Source organism: Bacillus sp. LNXM65 (assembly GCF_002998575.1).
Taxonomy (GTDB): domain Bacteria; phylum Bacillota; class Bacilli; order Bacillales; family Bacillaceae; genus Bacillus.
Window position 1 is genome coordinate 159,361 of the sequence record NZ_PVRB01000005.1, and the last position, 20,898, is coordinate 180,258.

General features: G+C 45.0%; 6 protein-coding genes. 3 read left to right on the forward strand and 3 right to left on the reverse strand.

Annotated features, from left to right (window positions below; all coding sequences use genetic code 11):
* Positions 1 to 4 precede the first annotated feature (4 nt).
* Genes C6Y03_RS11575 through C6Y03_RS11585 form a run of 3 tightly spaced genes read left to right on the forward strand, consistent with a single transcriptional unit; the run spans position 5 to position 1,744 of the window.
* Positions 5 to 694 (forward strand): ABC transporter ATP-binding protein, encoded by a 690-nt coding sequence (locus tag C6Y03_RS11575; RefSeq protein WP_034664125.1) that lies wholly within the window; start codon positions 5 to 7, stop codon positions 692 to 694.
* Positions 651 to 1,184 (forward strand): stage II sporulation protein M, encoded by a 534-nt coding sequence (locus C6Y03_RS19630; RefSeq protein WP_060595522.1) that lies wholly within the window; start codon positions 651 to 653, stop codon positions 1,182 to 1,184. The genes C6Y03_RS11575 and C6Y03_RS19630 overlap by 44 nt, the downstream gene beginning before the upstream one ends.
* A gap of 20 nt (positions 1,185 to 1,204) precedes the next feature.
* Complete coding sequence (locus tag C6Y03_RS11585) at positions 1,205 to 1,744, forward strand: hypothetical protein (protein ID WP_106039330.1); 540 nt, start codon at positions 1,205 to 1,207, stop codon at positions 1,742 to 1,744.
* Between the two features lie 28 nt (positions 1,745 to 1,772).
* Here C6Y03_RS11585 and C6Y03_RS11590 read toward each other — a convergent pair whose 3' ends face one another.
* The 3 genes from C6Y03_RS11590 to C6Y03_RS11600 are packed head-to-tail and all read right to left on the reverse strand — an operon-like array spanning position 1,773 to position 20,859.
* Positions 1,773 to 2,513: a thioesterase II family protein gene (locus C6Y03_RS11590; RefSeq protein WP_066031336.1), complete on the reverse strand. Its 741-nt coding sequence runs from the start codon at positions 2,511 to 2,513 to the stop codon at positions 1,773 to 1,775.
* Positions 2,514 to 2,519: 6 nt separating this feature from the next.
* Entirely contained in the window at positions 2,520 to 10,715 is an 8,196-nt protein-coding gene (locus tag C6Y03_RS11595; protein WP_106039331.1) for a non-ribosomal peptide synthetase, read from the reverse strand.
* A 13-nt stretch (positions 10,716 to 10,728) separates the two neighbouring features.
* Positions 10,729 to 20,859 (reverse strand): non-ribosomal peptide synthetase, encoded by a 10,131-nt coding sequence (locus C6Y03_RS11600; RefSeq protein ID WP_106039332.1) that lies wholly within the window; start codon positions 20,857 to 20,859, stop codon positions 10,729 to 10,731.
* Between the last annotated feature and the right edge of the window lie 39 nt (positions 20,860 to 20,898).

The following is a 20,898-nucleotide window of genomic DNA, read 5'->3' on the forward strand; positions in this document are numbered from 1 at the left end:
TTGTATGTTATCACTTCATAATCTAACTAAAGAATATAAAGATTCTAACTTTAAAGTTATGATTTCTGAGATGCATTTCAAAGAAGGTTCAATAATTGGCTTATTAGGTAAAAACGGTGCTGGAAAAACTACTATTCTAGAAATGATAGCTGGATTAATACAACCTGATGAAGGCCAAATATTGATAAATCATAGCAAGCAAAATTTCTCATCTATAGGATATATGGAAGACGATCCAACTCTATTTGAAAACTTAACTTGTTTTGAATTGGTAAAATATCAATCTATGCTTGTAGAACAACCTTTAGAAAATGACCAGATCAATGAGATGTTGCGTAACTATGGATTAGAAGAGCAAACACATCGGCGTTCCTCTTCTCTTTCAAGAGGAATGAGACAAAGAATGTCCTTTATTCTAACAATATTACATAATCCAAACATTATTTTATTAGATGAGCCATTTACAGGTTTGGATCCTACAAACATGGCTGACATGAAGAAACATTTAAGAAATTTCAAAGAAGCCAACAAAATCATTTTGCTCTCCACTCATATCATTCAATTTGCAGCAGACTTATGCGATGAAATCCTTTTTATTGATAATGGTACTATTATTCACTCAGAAAAAAAATCTTCAGGAGTGACTTTTCATGAAGATCAACTCGAAAAGAAATTTTTTGAAAAATTATCTTAAAATTTTTTTGGTTTTTATTATATTTTTTTTAGGAGGTTTTAGTTTAAGTGTTTTTGCTTCAACATTTATAGATAGTATTGATTTTAAAAACAACATAAATATTGACAGCTATCAAGAAATTTTCTTTAATAACCTTTTTGTGTCAATTCTTATATTAGTTTCTGGAATAGTTAGTTTAGGCTTGTTATCTAGTATTATTATTTTTTTAAATGGGTTTTTCCTAGGTGCATTTTTCATATCGTATACGTATATATACGGAATTGACATAGCACTATACTATATTATTTTCCACTCTCCGGTGGAAATTGTCGGGTTGTTTCTTTTTTATTTTGTCTCATTTGATATATCAAGGCAAATTATGCGGTATATACTATCTAAAGACAAAATCTCTTTTAAAACAAAAGGGAAAATCTATTTCAGTCAGCTCATAACCGGGGTTTTCTTTTTATTTATTGCTTCTATTATTGAATTTTATTTCATAAAAATTTGATATTGTTAAAGGGTGTTATTATGAAAAAACACATTTTATTAGTATGTATGCTCTCTGGTATTATAGCTTTTATCCTTTCTATATTAAAAATGGATGAAATAAATAAAAATCTACTTGAGCTGCAACTTGAAGGAAATCAAGATATAATTGAATTTAGTAAGTGGATAGGTATTTCTCTTGCTGTTATTGGAGAAGTATTCAAGCCTATAGTAGAAGTTTTATTTTTTTCATTAATCATTTTTCTAAGCTTTATAATTTTTGGAATAAAAGTTTCCTATAAAAGTATATTTAAAAGAGGGGTATTATCTTACTATTTCATCTTAATAGGTAACTTGATTGTCATTATTTTATACCTCTTTAATGTACCTAATGCTGAACACACGATCACAATTCCATTTTTGTGGAATATTAATATTTTTGTTATAGTCTCATTTAGTGTATGGTGCTATTCCTACGTGAAAAATCAAGAAAATAGAAGTTATAAATTTTACATCCCATTCGTATTATTATTCTTATTTTCTTTGGCCATATCAGCGTTTTCAAGTATTATTCCTCAGTAAAAAACGACCCAATATGGGCCGTTTTTTCTTATTTCTTTATCAATTGGTGTTTGGCTGCAAGGTCAATCACATGTCTCATCTGTTCTGCGAAGTGCTCGAGGTGTGTGTTGATGTACATGTGGCCTCCATCGAAATTGGTGCGTTTGATGGTCTTTGCCCATGGCAGCCAGCCATTTGCATCTTGCATGCATTTTTCATCTTGTGTTCCATTGAATAAATAAACCGGTGTTTCGATGACGGATTGATCTTTGTGCTGGAAGGTTTCCAGCGCCTGATAGTCTGCACGTAAGGACGGCGTAAAGTAATCCATCATTGGTTTGTTCTCTAATAATTCCTTTGGAATCCCGCCCATTTCGGCAATATGCTGAACAAATGCTTCATTGGATAAATGGGTCAGGATCTGCCGTTTTGTTTGCGGCGGCTGAATGGCCGAGATCACAACTGCTGCCGGATAGACCCCTTCCTTTTCTAGCAGCTGCGTCAGTCTATACACGACAAGTCCTCCCATGGAATGTCCGAACAGGATAAATGGGCGGTTCAGGTTGCCTGTAAGCCCTTCTTTGTACAGCTCAGCCAATTGGTCAATGCTCGTTTCGAGCGGCATGAGATTGGTTCCATGTCCTGGGGGCTCTGCTGCTGTTACTTCGGCAGAGCCTTTTAGCTGTTCAAAAAGTGGACGGTACGAGGCGGAATAACCGCCTGCAAAAGGAAAACAAATAAGCTGAATAAGGTCTGATTTTTTTTCAAAGGTTTTAAATAACTGATTCATACGTCCTTACCCCTTTATAATCGTTTGAAGAATCCGTGCCAGTTCATCTGCCTGCGGCCTTTTCATCATGGTGACATGGTCTCCTTTGATGTGATAATACGAGCACGTTCCTTTCGTATAAGCCTCCCAGTCTGAGAACTTCTTCTGGAAATCGATGGCGTGATCACTGCTTTGTACAATATAAAACGGCACAGGGAATGGTTCTTTTTCTAATTCAATGGCTTGTGACATGATCGTATTATGCGTTTGCATTTGCAAATATTTATCTAAATATTGATCATTCATAAATTGATGAACCACTTCATCCTTTTCTGCCTCTTTGAGTATTGTCTGTTTCACTTCTTGGAAGCTCAGCCCTTGTAATGCTTCTGGCTGGATGCCGACGAGATTTCCCATTCCAAGGACAAGCGCAAGCATTTTCACTTCTTCTTCGTTCATATCGGCATGGAGCGCCTGATCTGCCTCATCTCTTAGCACGGGCACCGTATCTAAAATGATCAATCCTTTCGGCGCTTTTCCTGCATGGCAGAGCCGCTGATTCATTCCGTAGGCAAGATGCCCGCCCATTGAATGCCCTGCTAGATAGTCAATGCCTGGTCGATAGAAGGTCTCAATGGCTTCAATAAAAATGGTGACAAGCTCTGTGTAATGAAGGAATTGCGGTTCTTCATCCTCATATAAGCCAGGAGACTGCATGGCATAAACAGCGCCTTGATGTGTCATCAGCTTAGCAACATCGATATAGCCCATGACCGTTCCACCGGCAGGCGGTGCAAAGAATATTCTCGGTTCAGCTGGATCGCCTTTTTTCAGCTCAATCACATAGTCCTTCGGAGACCTTTCGACATGCTCCCCGGCCTCTGGCATTGCGTCTACATGTGCGGCTAGCTGAGCCGGTGCTGGATGCATGAAAATCCATTTTGGATCAACACGAATCCCCTTTTCTTTTAATTTGGCAACAGCCTGGATACTCATAATCGAATCGCCGCCTAAATCAAAGAAGGAGTCATGCATGCTTACTTGTTTGACACCAAGCACTTCCTTGAAAGCTGTGACAATCCGCTGCTGCGTTTCGGTGATTGGTTTGTCATCACCCTGGGAAAGAGAGATCGTTTCTGTCGGCTCTGGCAGTGCTTTTTGATCAACCTTTCCGTTCGTTGTGACTGGCATTTCGTCCATTACAATAAAGTAACTTGGAATCATGTAGCCTGGCAGGCTTTCCTGCAAAAATGCTTTCCAGCCCGGAACAGGATTCTCCCCGTCTGTGACAAGGTAGGCTGCCAGCCGTTTAGAGCTGCCATACGTTTTGGCGATGACTGTACATTCCTTTACTTGCGGATGCTTGAGGAGAGCTGTTTCAATTTCCCCACATTCAATCCGGTAGCCTCTAATTTTTACGAGGTTGTCTTTTCGGCCGAGATATTCAATGGTGCCATCTGAACGCCATGTACCAAGATCACCTGAACGATACAGCTTGTCTCCCTCTAGTTCAGGAAATGGATTGTCAATAAAACGCTCCTGCGTTCGCTCTGGATCATGAAGGTATCCTTTTGCCAGCCCTGTGCCGCCGATATAGATTTCTCCTTTGACGCCTGCTGGCACTGGGTTGAGCGCTTCATCTAGTATGACGACAGTTGAGTTCGATACCGGGACACCAATTGGAACTGATCTTGCACCCTCTGGCATGTGCGTGACTTGATGTGTTGTTGCTAAGGTCGTGTTTTCTGTTGGACCGTAAGCATTGATGAGCACACCCTCCATATGTGGGAGTACCTTTCGTGCATGCTCACTAGACATCGCTTCTCCGCCAACAAGTAATGTGCGGTAGCCTGCTACACTTTTTGGATCGTGCTCCACCAGCCGATTGAATAATGCGGTTGGCAGACAGTTGGCTGTCACTTGATGCGTTTTGATCAACCGTGATAATTCATCCATATTCAGTGCGGCATATTTTGGGATCAGAATCAGCTGACCGCCATTCAGCAGCATTCCCCATAATTCAAATGTAAAGGCATCAAAAGCATAGTTTGAGAGCTGAAGCATCTTGTCATCTGGACCTAGTTCAATATAGTTTGTTTCTCTAACCAGGCGGACAACTCCTGCATGAGGGAGCATCACGCCTTTTGGTGTACCTGTTGAGCCTGATGTGTAGTTGACATAGGCCAGCTGGTCTTCCCCTATGATCGATTGTTCTCTTTGATACACTGCATCTGTTTCTGGTAACGGCTTGTCCATGTTAATCTTTGTACCTGTAAAGTCTACTAGACGATTCGCAAAATGAGACTGAGTGATGATCACATCACTTTGCGTATCGCGAACGATGAGGCGGATGCGTGCATCTGGATATTCAGGTGACATCGGAACATACGCAGCACCAGACTTGACGATACCTAGCACCGAGACAATCATGTCAAAGGAACGATCAAAAAGCATCGGTACCAGTGAACCTGGTCCAACTCCTTTAGACTGCAAGTAAGCAGCAAGCTGTGTCGCCTTCTCATCCAACTCTTGATACGTCATGTGCTCTTCCAAATAGGACAAGGCAATACGGTGCGGATCACGCTGCACCTGTTCTTCAAACAGCTCTTGAAGGGTCCGTTTTGGATATGACGTAGCCGTTTGGTTTTTCCCTATGATCATGGCGGCCTGTTCCGCTTTGTCCATTAAGCAATAGTCAGAAAATGTACGTTCAGGCTGAGCCGTCATGCCATCTAGCAGATGAAGATAATAATTCATATAACGATGGATGGTCTCTTGATTAAATAAATCTGTATTGTATTCCACATGGATCGACAGCTGATCTCCCTGTTCAAATACATGCAGGGTGAGATCAAATTTCGACACTGTATGATGGACCATCACATGTTCACTTGTCAGCCCTTTGAGGTTGACATCGAGCGAATCTGTTACATACCCCATGGCCACTTGGAAAATAGGCGATCGACTTAAATCTCTATCCAACGAAAGATCATCGACAAGCTTGTCAAATGGATAACGCTGATGCTCAAATGCTTTTAACGTCAGCTCTTTCACGTTTTCCATGACATCAGCAAACGTATCTGCTGTGGAGATATCCTGCCTCAGCGCAAGTGTATTCACAAACATCCCAACGAGCTTCTCTGATTGTTTGGCATCTCGCCCTGCGATCGGCGAGCCAATGATGATATCTGTCTGTCCGGACAGCTTGTGAAGCAGGACGTAGTATGCTGACAGCATCGTCATGAACAGCGTTGTGCCCTGCTGCTTGGACAAAGCCTGCAAACGGCGGATAAGCGGTTCTTCCAAGACGATTTGCTCTGTAGCGCCGTTAAATGTTTGAACCGGCGGACGAGGGCGGTCAAACGGCAGCTCTAGCACTGGAAGTTCACCTTGTAAGGTATCGAGCCAATAGGTTTGGTCTGCTTGATGATGCGTTAGTTGCTCATTTTCCCAATGAACATAATCTGTCCATTCGATTTCCAGCGCCGGGAGCTGCGGCGATTCATCTGAAAGAAGCCCGTCATATGCCACTTCTAACTCCTGAATGAGCAGGCTGAGCGACCATGCATCTGAAATGATGTGGTGCTGCGCGCAAAGAAGATAAAATTCCTCATTGCCCATATCCACAATCGTCCACTGCGCAAGAGGTCCTCTTTCTAAATCATAGACGCGGTTTGCCTCTTGCTGAATAAGCTGCTTGAGTCTTCTCGTTCTCGTTTTTTCATTAAATAATGAGAAATTCGCAACTGTGACGGATGGCGGAAGGTCTTCACGTATCAGTTGAACTGGCTTGCCGCCAAGCGATTTAAATGTTGCACGCAGTGCTTCATGACGTTTCGTTAAGAGACCAATCGCTTTTGTTAACGCTTGAATGTGCAGTTGTCCTGTCAGCTTCCAAGCACCTAATATATTGTAATGATGGCTCTTTTCTAATGTGGATAAGAACCAAATGCGCTTCTGAGCATGTGACAGCTCATAGCTTGTTCGCTTTTCAAGCTTTGGAATCTTGGCTTCCTGAACAGCCGGTGCCCCTTTGATGTCATCAACCATTTGCGCCAGATGGGCCAGATGCTTACTTTCAAATAATATTTTTAAAGGCGCCTTGATTGAACATTCATGATTGATCCGAGAAATAGTTTGAGTCGCCTTTAATGAATGCCCGCCAAGGTCAAAGAATTGATCCTCTTTGTACACACGATCTACGTCTAAAATGTCCTCCCATATGGCAGCAAGAAGTTGCTCTGTTTTCGTTTCTGGCAATTGTTTTTCAAGGGGTTGTCCATTTTTGTGATGATTCAGCTTGAGGGCTTCATGATCAATAGAGCCATCTTGTTTTTTCGGTATTTCCTGTACTTGCTGAATATCCCAGTCACCTTTTGTTACGCCTGCGATATCTTCAACATGCACTTCTTTGCCAGACTGAACCGTGTAAAAAAGCTTTTTCTCAAAAGTCGGTATTGGTGCTGGCTGAAGATACTCAGCGATTTCTGGATTGGCTCCGTCTAGGCCGATAAATAGATGCGCTTCATTCAGCCGGGCACCTAGACATAATGAATGGAGACCTTGCTTCTTTCCAATCAATTGAAATCCCTTGCGAACGGTTAGCGCTGCGCCGGTATGTCCCTTAGACAAACCAAGATTATCCCACATGCTGAAGTTCAAAGAGATCGCCCGTCTTCCTTCTTGAAAGGTGAGAGCGTGCGCAAGTCCATCTAAAAAGCTGTTGGCTGCAGAGTATGCCCCGAATGTTGTGCCACCAAAAAAGCCATTCACCGATCCAAAAAAGACGAGTGGTACTGCCGGGTCATGCTTGAAGGCTTCCTGCAGGACAAACGCTCCGTCTGCTTTCCCTGACAGCTCCTTTGTGAAATCCTCTTCTGACGTATGAGCCAATGCATACTTATCCGCATGCTGAAAATGCTCTGACACATTGCCAGCCCCAGCTAAATGCAGCACGCCTCGGATCGATTGACCAAAATGTTTTTCTGCTTTGTAAATCGCCCGCTCGACATCAGCTAAATCGGTCACATCCGCTTGTACATAGATGACGTCACCGAAGTCTTTTAGCTGTGAGAGCGCCTCTTTCTTTTCCAAGCTGCCTTCCAGAGATGTCCTTCCAATCAATACGAGCTTTAGGCCAAATTGGAGCATCTGCTTAGACAGCTCAAATCCAATACCGCCAAGACCTCCAGTCAGCAAATAAAGACCTTCATATTCTAAAAACCCTTCTGTTTGAGGTACTTTCATCATATTGACTTTTTCCAGCTTTGGTACGAACCTGTGCCCGTTTCGGTATGACACCTCTGCTTTTATATGAATCGCTGACAGCTCTTCAGCAATGTGCTTTGCATCCTGTTCCACATGCTCCGCTTCAATATCAATATGGGACACCTCTGCTCCTTCCCATTCTTGCGGGATGGTTTTTAATAAGCCAACGAGCGACGTTTTCTCCACATGAAGATCGTCTTCAGGGCTTACAAATTGACCACCCTTTGTCACTACGACAAGCCGGATCGGCTCTTTGTTTTCTTGTCTCCATGCTTGATACAAGTACAAAATAGATTGATTGGTACTCGCATGCATTTCTTTGAACTGCGCAGGCTCAACGATGGCTTCTTTGTCTGTCACATTCCACAGGTGGAGCACCTGCCCGGTCTTTAATTCATCTGCTTCAAGTGCTGCAGCGAGCCTGACATAATCCCCCTTGATTCTCGGGTTCATTTGATACATTCCTTTGGACAGACGCAAAAATTCATGCCCTTTTTTCACAGAAACATAGGAATGATTTCTTTGTTCTAATTGTGCGTAAAGCGATTGGTACAGCCCTTTTTCATCCTCGAAAACGAGTACATGATCAGCAGAAGGCTGAGACGGACCAATATGCTCCTTTGCCCAAGTGCGTTTGAAAAACCAATCTGGGAGTGTTTGTTCATTTTCAGAAGCAAGATCCAGTGCCCTTTCAATGTCACGGAATACTCCCTCTTTTAGCGCTGCACCTAACTGGGCACGTTGGATTTTCCCACTCTCTGTTTTCGGAAATTGGTCTTTTTTCACCGGAATGATGTGATCAGGCTCTATCCCGATTTTTCGGATGATGGCCTCTCTAATCTGCTGAATCATCGTGATTTGTTCCTCTATCGAATCTTTTTGCGAGACAAAAAAGACGGCAAGCGTGTCGTTGCTTGATTCGGGATTGTAAATGCCGTACGCAGCGGCAAAGGTGACTTCCACCCCGTCTACCTCTTCCACAACTGCTTCAATTTCGTAATTCAAATAGTTGGCTCCGTTGATGACGATGATGTCCTTTTCCCGGCCTGTCAGAACAAGACGCCCTTCGTGGATAAATCCTAAATCCCCCGTGTGAAACCAGCCATTTTCCGCAAATACCTCTTGATTGGCTTCCTCATTTTGATGATAGCCCATCATAATCGTCGGACTCTTCACCTGTAAGCGGCCGACCTGATCTTCTGGCAGCACATGATGATGCTCGTCTACAATCCGAATCCATACAGACGGAATCGGTACACCGACTTCTGTAAACGTCATTTTGTGCGGATGATCTTGCTCCACGTATTGGATCTCACCTGTTAACGAGGTCTGATCAATCGTCAGCTGTCCATCCTGATCATCATGCCGCATGAATTTCTTTGATTGAACAATGGCTGAGGATGTTTCAGACATGCCGTACGCCGGCACCATCGCATGGCGGCTTAATCTGTGCTGACCCATGATATGCATGAAGCGCTGCGTCACTTTTGGAACAACCGCTTCGGCTGCATTCATAATATAAGTCAGTGTGGAGAGATTCCAGCTCCCCTTGCGAATGTCGTCCTCATATTCATTCATCATGGCAAAAGCAAAATTCGGTGCCCATGTCCTTGTGACGCCGTATGTTTCTACCCAATCCAGCCACACCATCGGCCGCTCGATAAATTGATCGATGGATGGACTAATCTGCTGGCAGCCAAGGTAGACGTCATGCACATGAAACATGACAATGCCTCCTACATGATCAAGCGGCATCCAGTTAAGCGACACATCCTCATGCGTAAAGCCATTTGTCTGCTCAAAGGAGATGATCCGAGATAAAATACTTTGATGGTTGTGACGGATACACTTAGGCACACCCGTACTTCCTGAAGAGAGCAGCTGAAGCACAGGCTCATCCGGCTCTGGCTCATAATGCTGTTCATCCGGTTCACACGTAAGCAATGTTTCTACTGTTAAAATAGGTATTTCTTTTGCCTCAAATGTCTCACGCAGCCCAGCAATGTCTTCAGCACTTGCTTCGTTTGTAATAATAAACGGTTCATTTTGCAGCTGAAACACGCCCTTGAGCTTGTTCACTCCTTGATTCATCTCATCATAAACAGGCGGAACAGAGACTGGAGTCGGAATGATGCCACCGAGAATACAGCCCCAAAACACGGTGATGAAATCGTGATGATCTTTTAATTGAAGTAACACTTGATCGCCATTTGTCAGCCCTGCTTTCCTTAAACCAGACAGAACCCGTTCTGCGTTTGTGAGTAACTCAGGATAGGTTTGGGTCAATGTGCGCCCGCCTTCTTTGATATAGGTCACCCCGCGGTCAGGTGACATAAAGGCTGATCGAATCAGCACCTCTGTCAGTGTGACAGGTGTGCCAGGTTTTTTGATGACATCCCCGCCATACACAAGTGCTGGCGGCTTTTCATGAGCGGATGCTTGCTTTGTTTCGCCCGCTTCATCCTTCGAGATCGATTCGTTCCCTTGCGCACGCTGCCGATTAGGAAACAGGTCATCTAGGTGATAACGCATTTGTTTTTCTGTCTGATTTTCAATGAGAGCGGCCGCTTCCTCCACTCCATCTATGGCTTTCGTACGCTCTTCTATCTTTCTTAAACCCTCTTCATCAATGATGTCGATCGAAAGCAGTGCTTCTGTATCGACTGCTCCACTTTCTGCCCTTGGCAAGGAAGGCAATAAGACGAGAGCGGCTGGTACTTCATGAGGATGAAGCGGGCCTTTCATCAAGTCCTCTCTTGTCAGCGAAGGGGCCTTCGCCTGTGCAAATAGCACAAGCGAGAGGCTGCCTTCTTGATTTTTCTTAGGGATTAACACACATTCCTTTAGCGGAAAATGAAGCATCATGACTTGCTCTAATGCTTTCAGATCGATTCGTTTTCCATTGATTCTGACGATATGATTTGCTGCATGTCCTTTTCGTCTACTAACTAACATCGTTCTTCTCCTCCTACATCCAATCCAAAATCTGAATCTTGTTTTTTTCAGTCCAAACGCCGACATCCCCTGTCGGATAAAGGTATTCGCCTGTTTGATGTTTGAATGGATGCGGAATTTTATGCGTCTCCATCCAATCGGCAAGCTCCCCGCAAAGTGCTTTGATATTCTTCGCGCCGATAAAAATATCTCCAGAAAATCCTACCGGCATGAGCTGATGCTCTTCGCTTAGCACAAATATTTCCGTCTCACAGGAAGGATCGTGCACACCTGAGTAGACCTCTTCTTGGTCTGGGTACAGCACGCTGACTTGTGCGTTTTTCGACCAATCGGTGATCATCCGCTCTTTTTCTTCATTTGTCACCATCGTGAAATCAGAGAGTGGTGTCTCCACTTGTTCTGTCATGGCTTCAAGTGTGTGGATCAGCTGCTGCATCAGCGATTGTATTTGTTTTTCTGTATATTGATTGAAGCGGTATGTGACTCGAAGCTCCAGCGTATCTCCTGGGACAGCCACAAGGGTCAGGTCATAGTTTGTTTCTTCATGACTTGCAATGTCTAATATCCGTACACCATACGGCTCTACAGATTCAATCGGATAGTTTTCAAACACGACAATGCTGTTAAACAATGATTCTCCATTCGGGATTTGGGTCATCTGCTGAATATCTGGCAGTACGGTATACTCAAATTCTCGCATGTGAAAAACCGTTTCCTGCGTCTGTGCCAGCAGCTCGGCAATGGTCCTGTCTGGTGTGATCGGCAAACGGAGCGGCAAGGTGTTAATAAAGAGCCCTGTCATGCTTTCAACCTCTGGTAAGTCCGCCGGCCGCCCAGATACTGTGACACCGAACACGACATCCTCTGAGCCTGAATGAAGGTGCAAGAGCAGCCCCCATGCCGCCTGAATCAGTGTGCTCATCGTGACCTTCTGTGTGCCTGTCATCCTCTCCAGCTTCTGCTGCATTTCAGGCGTCAGTTTGATACTAAATTGATCAATACCTGCTCCTTCATTCGAAGTCTGCTCTCCGTCCCCAGGAAGTGGTGTGGCTTCCTCCACTCCTGACATATAATGTTTCCAGAACTCTTGCGCCCTCTCTTGATCCTGCTTTTGCAGCCATTCGATAAAATCTTTATACGGACGTACAACAGGAAGGTTTATCTCTCGTTCATCCACAAGAGAGCGATACATTGAAAAGGATTCCTCAATCAAGCCGAACAGGCTCCAGCCATCGATTAAAATATGATGAAAGCTAAAAACAAACGTGCATGTTTTCTCGTCACGATGGAATAAAGCGATACGAATGAGCGGTTCAGCCGCATCCTCTAATTCGAAATCCTTTGAACGATCGGATTGTAAATAACGCTCAATGGTTTTCTTCTGATCCGTTTCACTCAGGTGGCGCACATCGTGCTGAGTGAGGTGAATGCTTCCTTCTGATTGAATCAATTGGACAGGCTCCTTTAGCCCCTCCCAAGCAAATCTTGTCCGCAAAATCGAATGACGTTCTACAAGCAGATTCCATGCTTTTTCATAGGCTTCGCCGTCCGTTAAGCCTTCGAGCGTCATATGCACCTGACCAAAATAAGCCTGTGACGCTTGATCTAACAGTGCATGAAACAGCATCCCTTGCTGCATCGGAGATAGTGGATACACATCCACCACATGATCTGGAAGCTCATCTATTTGCTTTTGCGTCAGCTGGACCATTGGAAAATCAGATGGCGTAAAGCCGCCTTTTGTCTCTACACAATGCGTCAGAATGTCCTCCATTTTTTCTTTGAACCGTTCAGGTAACTGGCGCACCTCTTCCTCCTGAAGCAGTTCACGATTGATCATAAAATTCATCTGAAGCTGACCACTGACAACGTATCCGTACACATCGATTAAATGCTGTCTTTCTGCTTTTGGATCATGTACATGTCCATTTCGTTCATCTGCTAAATACAGATTTGCCTCACCATCTATTTGATCTAACTGTCCAAGGTAATTAAAGCTCATCTGCGGCGCTGCCGTTTTGAGTAAGCGAGATGCTGTCATGTATTGAAGCAAGCCATAGCCGATCCCCTTTTGCGGCACAGCTCTTAAGGTTTCTTTGACATCTTTGATTTGTCTCTCCACATCGGTTTGAATAAAAGGAATAAAAATAGGATAAGAGCTTGTAAACCAGCCGACTGTCCGTGACAAATCCATCTGTTCAAATAAATCCTCGCGTCCGTGTCCTTCTAACGTGATCAATATTGGCTTTCCAACGGCTTGCGCAAGTCCTGATAAAAGTAAATCGTTGACCTCAGTTCGGTACGCTTGTGATGCGTGCCTTAGTAAAATGTCTGTTTGATCCTTCGTCAATTGAACAGTCAGGATCTCTGCATGTTCTTCTATATTGAAAAGTGCAGGTGTTTGAAAAGGAGAACCTTCTTCCTCTTGATCCATGATCTTTTGCCAAAAAGGAACCTGCTCTTGTAATTGATCGGTTTGTGCATATTCATAGAGTGCATCTGCCCACTGCTGATAGGAAGCGGTTTTCTTTGCAAGTGTGATCTCCTGCCCTGCTGCAAGCTGCTTCAATCCATTTAATAGATCTTCCTGTATGATGCGCCACGATATTCCATCCATCACAAGATGGTGGGCTGCGATAAAGAGTTCAGACGTACGATCACTTGTCTGAAAAAGAATGGCTTTGATCACTTCTCCCCGCTCTAATGACAATGTTCCTTGACAAGCGCTTGTCTCCAAGTGAATTTGCTCCAGCGCTTCCTCGTGAGAAACATCCGTCAAATCAAAAAATGTGACACAAGGGATGATGCCAGGCGCACGAATGGTTTGAATCCATGTGCCGTCTGCTGCTTTTGTATAAATGGCTCTCAGCATATCGTGATGGTCGACAAGCTTTGAGAGAACCTGTGACAACTGTTCGGCTTGTACGGATAGCTTGAATTCAATATGCGCTGATAGATTCCAATAATCTTGGTTTGTCATCGATTGCTCAAGGAACCAAGATTGGATTGGAAGCAGACGAACTTCTCCTGTAACAGGTGATTGATCATAGGACACAGACACATCCGCTCTTTTCATAGCGCGTGCCAGCTGTGAAATGGTCTGTTTTTCAAATACATCTCTTGGCTGAATGATGTAGCCTTCCTGTGCTAGGCGTGCCACCATCTGTATGACAATAATGGAATCTCCGCCTAGTTCAAAGTAGTTATCATGTACATCAATTGAAGGAGTGCCAAGAAGCTGAGTCCACACTTTTTCCAGCACTCGTTCTTCCTCACTGAGTGCCTTATCTGCTGGTTTGTCTGCTTCTTCCTGTCTCCACTCTGGCGGCGGGAGACGCTTTTGGTCTACCTTGCCGTTTGGCGTGAGCGGCAGTTCCTCTAGCTCTATGAATAGACTTGGTACCATATAATCTGGCAGCATGTCTTTCAAGGCGCCGCGAATGTCTTGCTGGGTCCATGCACCTTTTTGGACAAAGTAACCGATGAGGCGCTTATGACCACTCTCGTGCTGAAGCGGAATGACCGCACATTCTATGATGTCTTCAACACTCAGCATAGCGGCTTCAATTTCGCCGCATTCGACGCGATGTCCGCGTATTTTCACTTGATGATCCATTCTTCCAATGCAGTCGATGATGCCATTTGGGAGCCAGCGGCCCATATCGCCTGTTTTATATAAACGCGCTCCTTTTTGGAAAGGATGCGGGATAAATGATTGCGATGTTTTTTCTTCATCTCCAAGGTAACCGAGTGCCAGCCCTGTTCCGCCAACGTAGATCTCTCCAATAACACCCTGCGGAACCGGCTGCAGCTGGTCGTCTAATACATAGGCTTGTGAATAAGCAATTGGCTGACCGATAGGAACTGTCGCCTGCCCTTCGTCTAATGAGCGAATGTGATGCACACAGGAGAACGTCGTATTCTCAGTTGGTCCATAGCCGTTTAAAAGCCCTTCAGGTAAATACGGCAGTGCCTTGCGGATATGAGCAGCTGAGAGCGCATCACCACCAACCAATAATGCATCGAATCCAGATAAGGCTTCAGGATGTTCCTCTGTTAACCGGTTGAACAGCGGCACCGTCAGAAATCCTGTTGTGATCTTGTATGATGTCAGCGTGTCAGCCAGCGTATCCATTGATAAAATCGTATCTCGATCGGCCAGGATCAGCCTTCCCCCATTTAGCAGGGCTCCCCATATTTCATACGTAAAGGCATCAAAGGAGAAGCTGGCGATTTGTAAAATACGCGTATGTTCATCAAGGGTGACATAATCTGTTTCACAAACAAGCCGGATGACTGCTTGATGCGGGATCAAAACCCCTTTCGGCTGTCCAGTTGATCCTGACGTGTAATTGATATAAGCGAGTCCATCAGGTTTTAGGGCAACAGGTATGAGTTCTGCTTCTGATAAAAACTCTTCATATCCCTCATCAAGACAAATGAGTTCGGTTTGACTGATTGACACCTTTTTGAGCCATTCATTTTTTGTTAGTAACAGCTTAATACCTGTATCCCTCAGCATATAATCAATCCGTGTATCTGGATATTCAGGATCAATTGGCACGTAGGCGCCTCCTGCTTTCACAATCGCCAGCACCCCAAGAATCATTTGAGGCGACCTGTCGATGAGCAGCCCTACTGGTTCATGCGGCGTCACACCTCGCTGCTGCAGAGAAGCAGCAAGCCGGTCGACTTTCTCTTGTAACACACGATACGTCCACTGCTCTTCCCCGAATTCAAGAGCAATCGCATCGGGTGACTTTCTCACCTGCGCTTCAAACCGTTCCGTGATGAGAAGCGGGCCTGCAGGCTGATTGGTTTTACCGCTCCATTCATAGAGCAGCTGATGCTTTTCTTTCTCTGGCAGGTAATTCATTTGTCTGATCGGCTGTGCTGGATTTTCACAAATACACGCAAGCAGATGCTCGTAGTACCGAAGGAACCGATCCATCGTGTCGTCAGAAAATAAGTCCACATCATACTCCAGTTTTAATTGAAGACCCTCCGCCCCTTCAAAAACAAACAGGGATAGATCAAATTTGGCGGTATCGTTATCTTCAATGGCTAAAACGGATGTCGCCTCCCCCATCGGAGAAGCTTCAAGCGGTAGGTTTTGCAGAACGAACATGACCTGAAACAGCGGCTGCTTGCCAGCCTCACGTACAATATTCAGCTCATCTACGACCATCTCAAACGGCACATCCTGATGCGCATAGGCGCCCATTGTTGTTTCTTTCACCCGCTCTAATAGTTCAGTGAAAGCAGGATTCCCGCTATGATCGATCCGAAGTGCCAGCGTATTTACGAAAAATCCGATGAGATGCTCCATCTCCGTCCGATTTCTCCCAGCAATGACTGATCCAATCACAAACTCATTCTGTGAAGACAATCGATGCAGCAAGGTAGAAAAGGCAGTCAGTAACGTCATATAAAGGGTGCTGTCTGTCTTTTTAGAAAGGGCAGCCAGCTGCTCAGATAGCGACTTCGACAAGTGGTATTTTTTCGTTTTTCCCTTGTAGGATTGAACGGCTGGCCGCGGGTAGTCATACGGCAAAACCAAATCTTCTACAGGAACCGCAAATTGCTCCTTCCAATAGGAAAGCTGCTTATGCAGCGTCTCTCCAGTCAAATACTCCTTCTGCCATAGTGCGTAATCCGCATATTGAATCGGCAGCGGCGAAAGATCAGGCGCTCTCTTGTCAATCATCGCTGTATACCACTCAGACAGCTCTCTTGCGGCAATCCCAACCGACCAGCCATCTGACACAATGTGATGAATGGACATCAGCAGCAAATGATCTGTTTCCGACAGCCGAATCAGTTTCACTCGAAAAAGCGGATCATGTTCTAAGCGGAAAGGTGTGCCCGCCTCTCTTTTTGCCCATTCAGCCGCTTTTTGTTCTTTTTCTTTCTGTGCTGTCAGATCTGATAGATCCACCACTTCAAGCTCTGGAAGAGTCATATGCTCATGTATGATCTGCACTGGTTCATCGCCGCTCATGGTAAAGGAAGTTCTGAGCGATTCATGCCTTTGCACCATTTGCTGCAGACTCATCTGAAGCACCTTCACATCTAAAGGTCCATTCATCCGAAAGGAAATTGTATTATTATAAAATGGCAGATCGGGCTGTAATTGATAGAGAAACCACTGTCTTTGCTGGGCATAAGACATCGGAATCTCCTGACCCTTTTCCATTTTCCGCATCGGAACCGCTTCATCCACTTTTGCATGCGAATCGATCCATTCCGCTAATTCCCCAAGTCTCGTATGCTCAAAAAGAACAGCGAGCGGCACGTCAAATCCCATTCTTTGTCTCACCGCAGACAGCATTTGCGTTGCCTTGAGCGAATGACCCCCGAGTAGAAAGAAATGATCACCGCAGCTGACATTTGAGACATCAAGCAGCTCGGACCAAATGTTTGCCAAAAGTTTCTCCGTCTCCGTTTGAGGCGCTCTGTCCTCTGCCTCCTGTCCACTTTCCTCAATGAATGCTTTGAAATACGCTTCATCCGGCATGCCATCCTCTGATTCTTTCCAGTATTCCTCAGGAAATAGATGTACGGAATATTCACCAGATAGATGAGACTGCAAACACGTATAAATGGACTGATACAGCCGTTCTTCAATAGCCTTTGTTTTGTCGGTTTTAAAAAAGACATACATGGCTTGCTCTGTTTGCCTCTCCGCTTGGCTCATTTCTTGAATGTCCTGCTTTGACCGATCTAATCCCATATAAATGAGTGGCGCATCTGTCATCAAACATGCCAGCATTGTCTGGAAGCCCGCCCGCTTTGGAATCGGGAGATAGCCTCTTTCTTTTAACATGCCTTTGATCATCGAACCCTCGCTCATGCCGACCTCATCCCACATGCTAAAGCTAAAGCAATACGGCTTCACTGTAGATGTCAGCCTTTGATAATGAGCAAATTGTTCAACGAACTCATTGGCAGCGCAATAAGCGCCGACGGTCATCCCGCCCTTTAACGTTCGTGCTGACGAGCTAGATAAAAATAAGACGTTCTGCCGTTTAGAAGCCGCTTCATGAAGCGCAATCGTGCCATATACCTTCGCTTCGTACATCGCATGTAAGGACGCAGACGTCATGTCAGCAAGCAGCTCCTCTTGAATGATGCCAGCGAAATGAATCACGCCATGCAGCCTTTTTCCTTGAGCCGCCTCTTGTCTTGAGATGAGCGCTTCAATGTCTTTTGCGTCCGTCATGTCCACTTCTTCATAAAAAACTGTGCCGCCATGGTCTTTCGCTTGTTTCTCAAGTGAGGTCAAAACGTCTTGCTGCTCCGCAGATAAAGCCTTTCGTGCTTTTCTTCCAAGCAGCACAAGATGCGCTTGATAGGACGTCAGAAGGTGTTCACTCAGCATCCGCCCAATGCCGCCAAGCCCTCCTGTCATCACGTAAAGCCCAGATGATTCAAATGGCGGTTTCTTCCTCTTTTGATCTTTTTCCAGATGCAGCGGTGATAAAAGAGGAATATAACGAACACCTTCGCGGTAAGCAGCGATATGATGGCTTGTGTCATGTGTAAGCTCTGTCATGATCGCTGATGCATGAGAACGGTCAGCCGGTTCTGTTAGAGAAAAATCAAGACATCGCACCTTGATAAACGGCCATTCATGCTGTACAGCTGTCATCAATCCTGTTGTCGTTGCTTTTTCCACATGATGCGTTTGATCTTCTGGCAAATTCATCGCATGAGCTGAGACAAAGGTGATCTCTACAGGTTCCTCATAGGTGGCAATCGCTTTTGTTACATATAATGCACTCATGCTGCCAGTTTTCTGCGCTTCCTTCGCCATTGCCGCTTGAAGTGTGTCTTCCTTGTTTGTGTAGTTCCAAAGGTGAATGATTTGTTTCACCGAAACGCCATACGAACGGAGCGTCTCAAAGAGTTGTTCGTAGTCTGACGGCCGATTCGGGTGGATGATGAAGTGAGTATGTGTGAGTTGTGTGAATGCTTGACCCGGTTCAACCGTAATATAGGTTTGTTCATTGTTTGAGAGGGATCTCAATTGATCTGCCAGCCCTAATGCATCTGCAAAGATCACCATGTCCCCTGCTGTTTGCTTTTCAGTTTCATGAAGCGGAGCAGGTGTCCACTTCTTTTGATAACTCCAATCAGGCAAGGTGTGTTCATTTTCAAGTCTGATGTCCAGTTCCTTGATGATTTCGTCGAATTCACCTTCCTGCCACCTTGTCTTGAGCTGTGCCCTTTCTATTTTTCCAGAGCTTGTTTTCGGAAAGGCATGCTTCTGGACAGGGATAACCTTTGATACAGACAGACCCATTTTTGTCGCAATATGGGTTTTAATATGCTGGCTAGCCCTCATGATATAAGCAGGCTCATACAGCTTCGGTGTAAAAAAGAGAATCAGTTCATCGGATGCAGATGCCTCCATCCGAACGGAGCAAGCAGCCACAAAGCTCGTTTCTACGCCTGGTACTTCCTCAGCCATGGCTTCAATCTCATAGTTGTGATAATTTTTCCCGTTGATGATGATCATGTCTTTTTCTCTACCGGTTAATGTCAGCCTTCCTTCGTGCAGAAAACCTAAATCACCCGTGTGAAACCAGCCCTCTGTTTGAAAAACCTCTTGATTCGCTTCGTCATTCTTGTAATAGCCCTTCATTGTCGTCGGCCCTTTGATTTGCACGCTGCCAATATGATCTTCGGGAAGAAGCTCATGCTCATGGTTGACGATACGAATCGTGATACCCGGAATCGGTTTCCCCAGCTCTGTAAAGCTGACGGTTCCTGTCTCACGTGCCTCCGCTGGTCTTAGCTGCTCTGTCAGCGACGTTTCCTCAAAGGTCAGAACCCCGCTGTTTTCATCTCCCCGCTCAATCGCAAAAGAGAAGACAACGGCTGATGAGATTTCAGACATGCCGAAAGCCGGTCTGATGACGTCTCCCTTTAAGCCGTGCGGAGCGAGCAGGTGTAAAAACCGGTGAATTGTCTTCGGTACGACCGCTTCTGCCCCATTGATCATGCACGTCATGGCAGAAAGATCCCAGGATCCTGAAGAAATGTCTTTCTCATAATCATTGATCATCGCAAATGCGAAGTTAGGTGCCCACGTCTTCGTTGCACGATAGCGGTCCATCCAGTCAAGCCAGCGCAGCGGCTGAGCGATGAAGTCATCTGTCCTTGCCCGAATCTGTTCACAGCCTGTGTACACATTGACAAGGTGGAACATCACAATGCCGCCAATATGATCTAATGGCATCCAGTCTAACGAGACATCCTCTTGTGTAAACTGATTGGCTGCCACTGTCCCTTTGACATTCGCCAGCACACTTCTATGAGAATGCTCTACGCATTTAGGCATCCCCGTACTTCCAGACGTTAAGATAAAAAAGACTGAATCATCAGGCGTGACTGGATGTGCTTCTAGATCTCTTTCTAAAGTGAGCATCGGTTCAACGGCTGCCACACGTAATTGATCTGTATGCCACAGTAAAGCTAAGCCTTGCACCTCATCAATCAGCGAGTCATCCGTGAGAATAAGCGGGTGTTCCAGCAGGTTCCAAGCGTGATGAAGCTTCTTCACTGAGGCATTCATTTCCCGATAGGTCGGGGCTGCCGATACAAGTGTTGGGACAAATCCGCCTAACACACATGCCCAAAAGGCCGTGACCATCGCATGATTCGATGAAAATTGAAAGAAGACAGGATCACCTGGCTCAAGCCCTAGTGCCCTTAAACCCGTCAGAACCCGTTCGGCATCCTCCTTTAACTGTGCGTAGGATTGCGTGAGTTCATTTTCACTATTGATGATATAAGTCAGCCCGTTTGTCGTTTTGGCTGCCTCAGTTAGAGCGTCCTGCAAGGTTTGAGCTCCTGCACTAACATCTATATCCCCCCCATAGGAAATGGCTGGGGGCATGTCCGCTAAAATAGGCGAAGCCATTTGCGTCTGTATCCATTCAACTGCGGCCTCCTGCTCCATGTGATGGTCGAGAAATAAATGAGAGAGGTGATATGGCCGAGGTCGAATGGTTTTTTCACGAGAAAAAACAGCGAAGCGTTCGATTTCGTTGGTTTGTAAAATGGTTTTCTGTACATCTTGTAAAATCGTATCCATTGATTCATGTACATTCGATTGATTGATGGTTGATGGTTTCATATGAGTTCCTTTCCTTTTTTGTCAGGCAGGGCTGCCAGT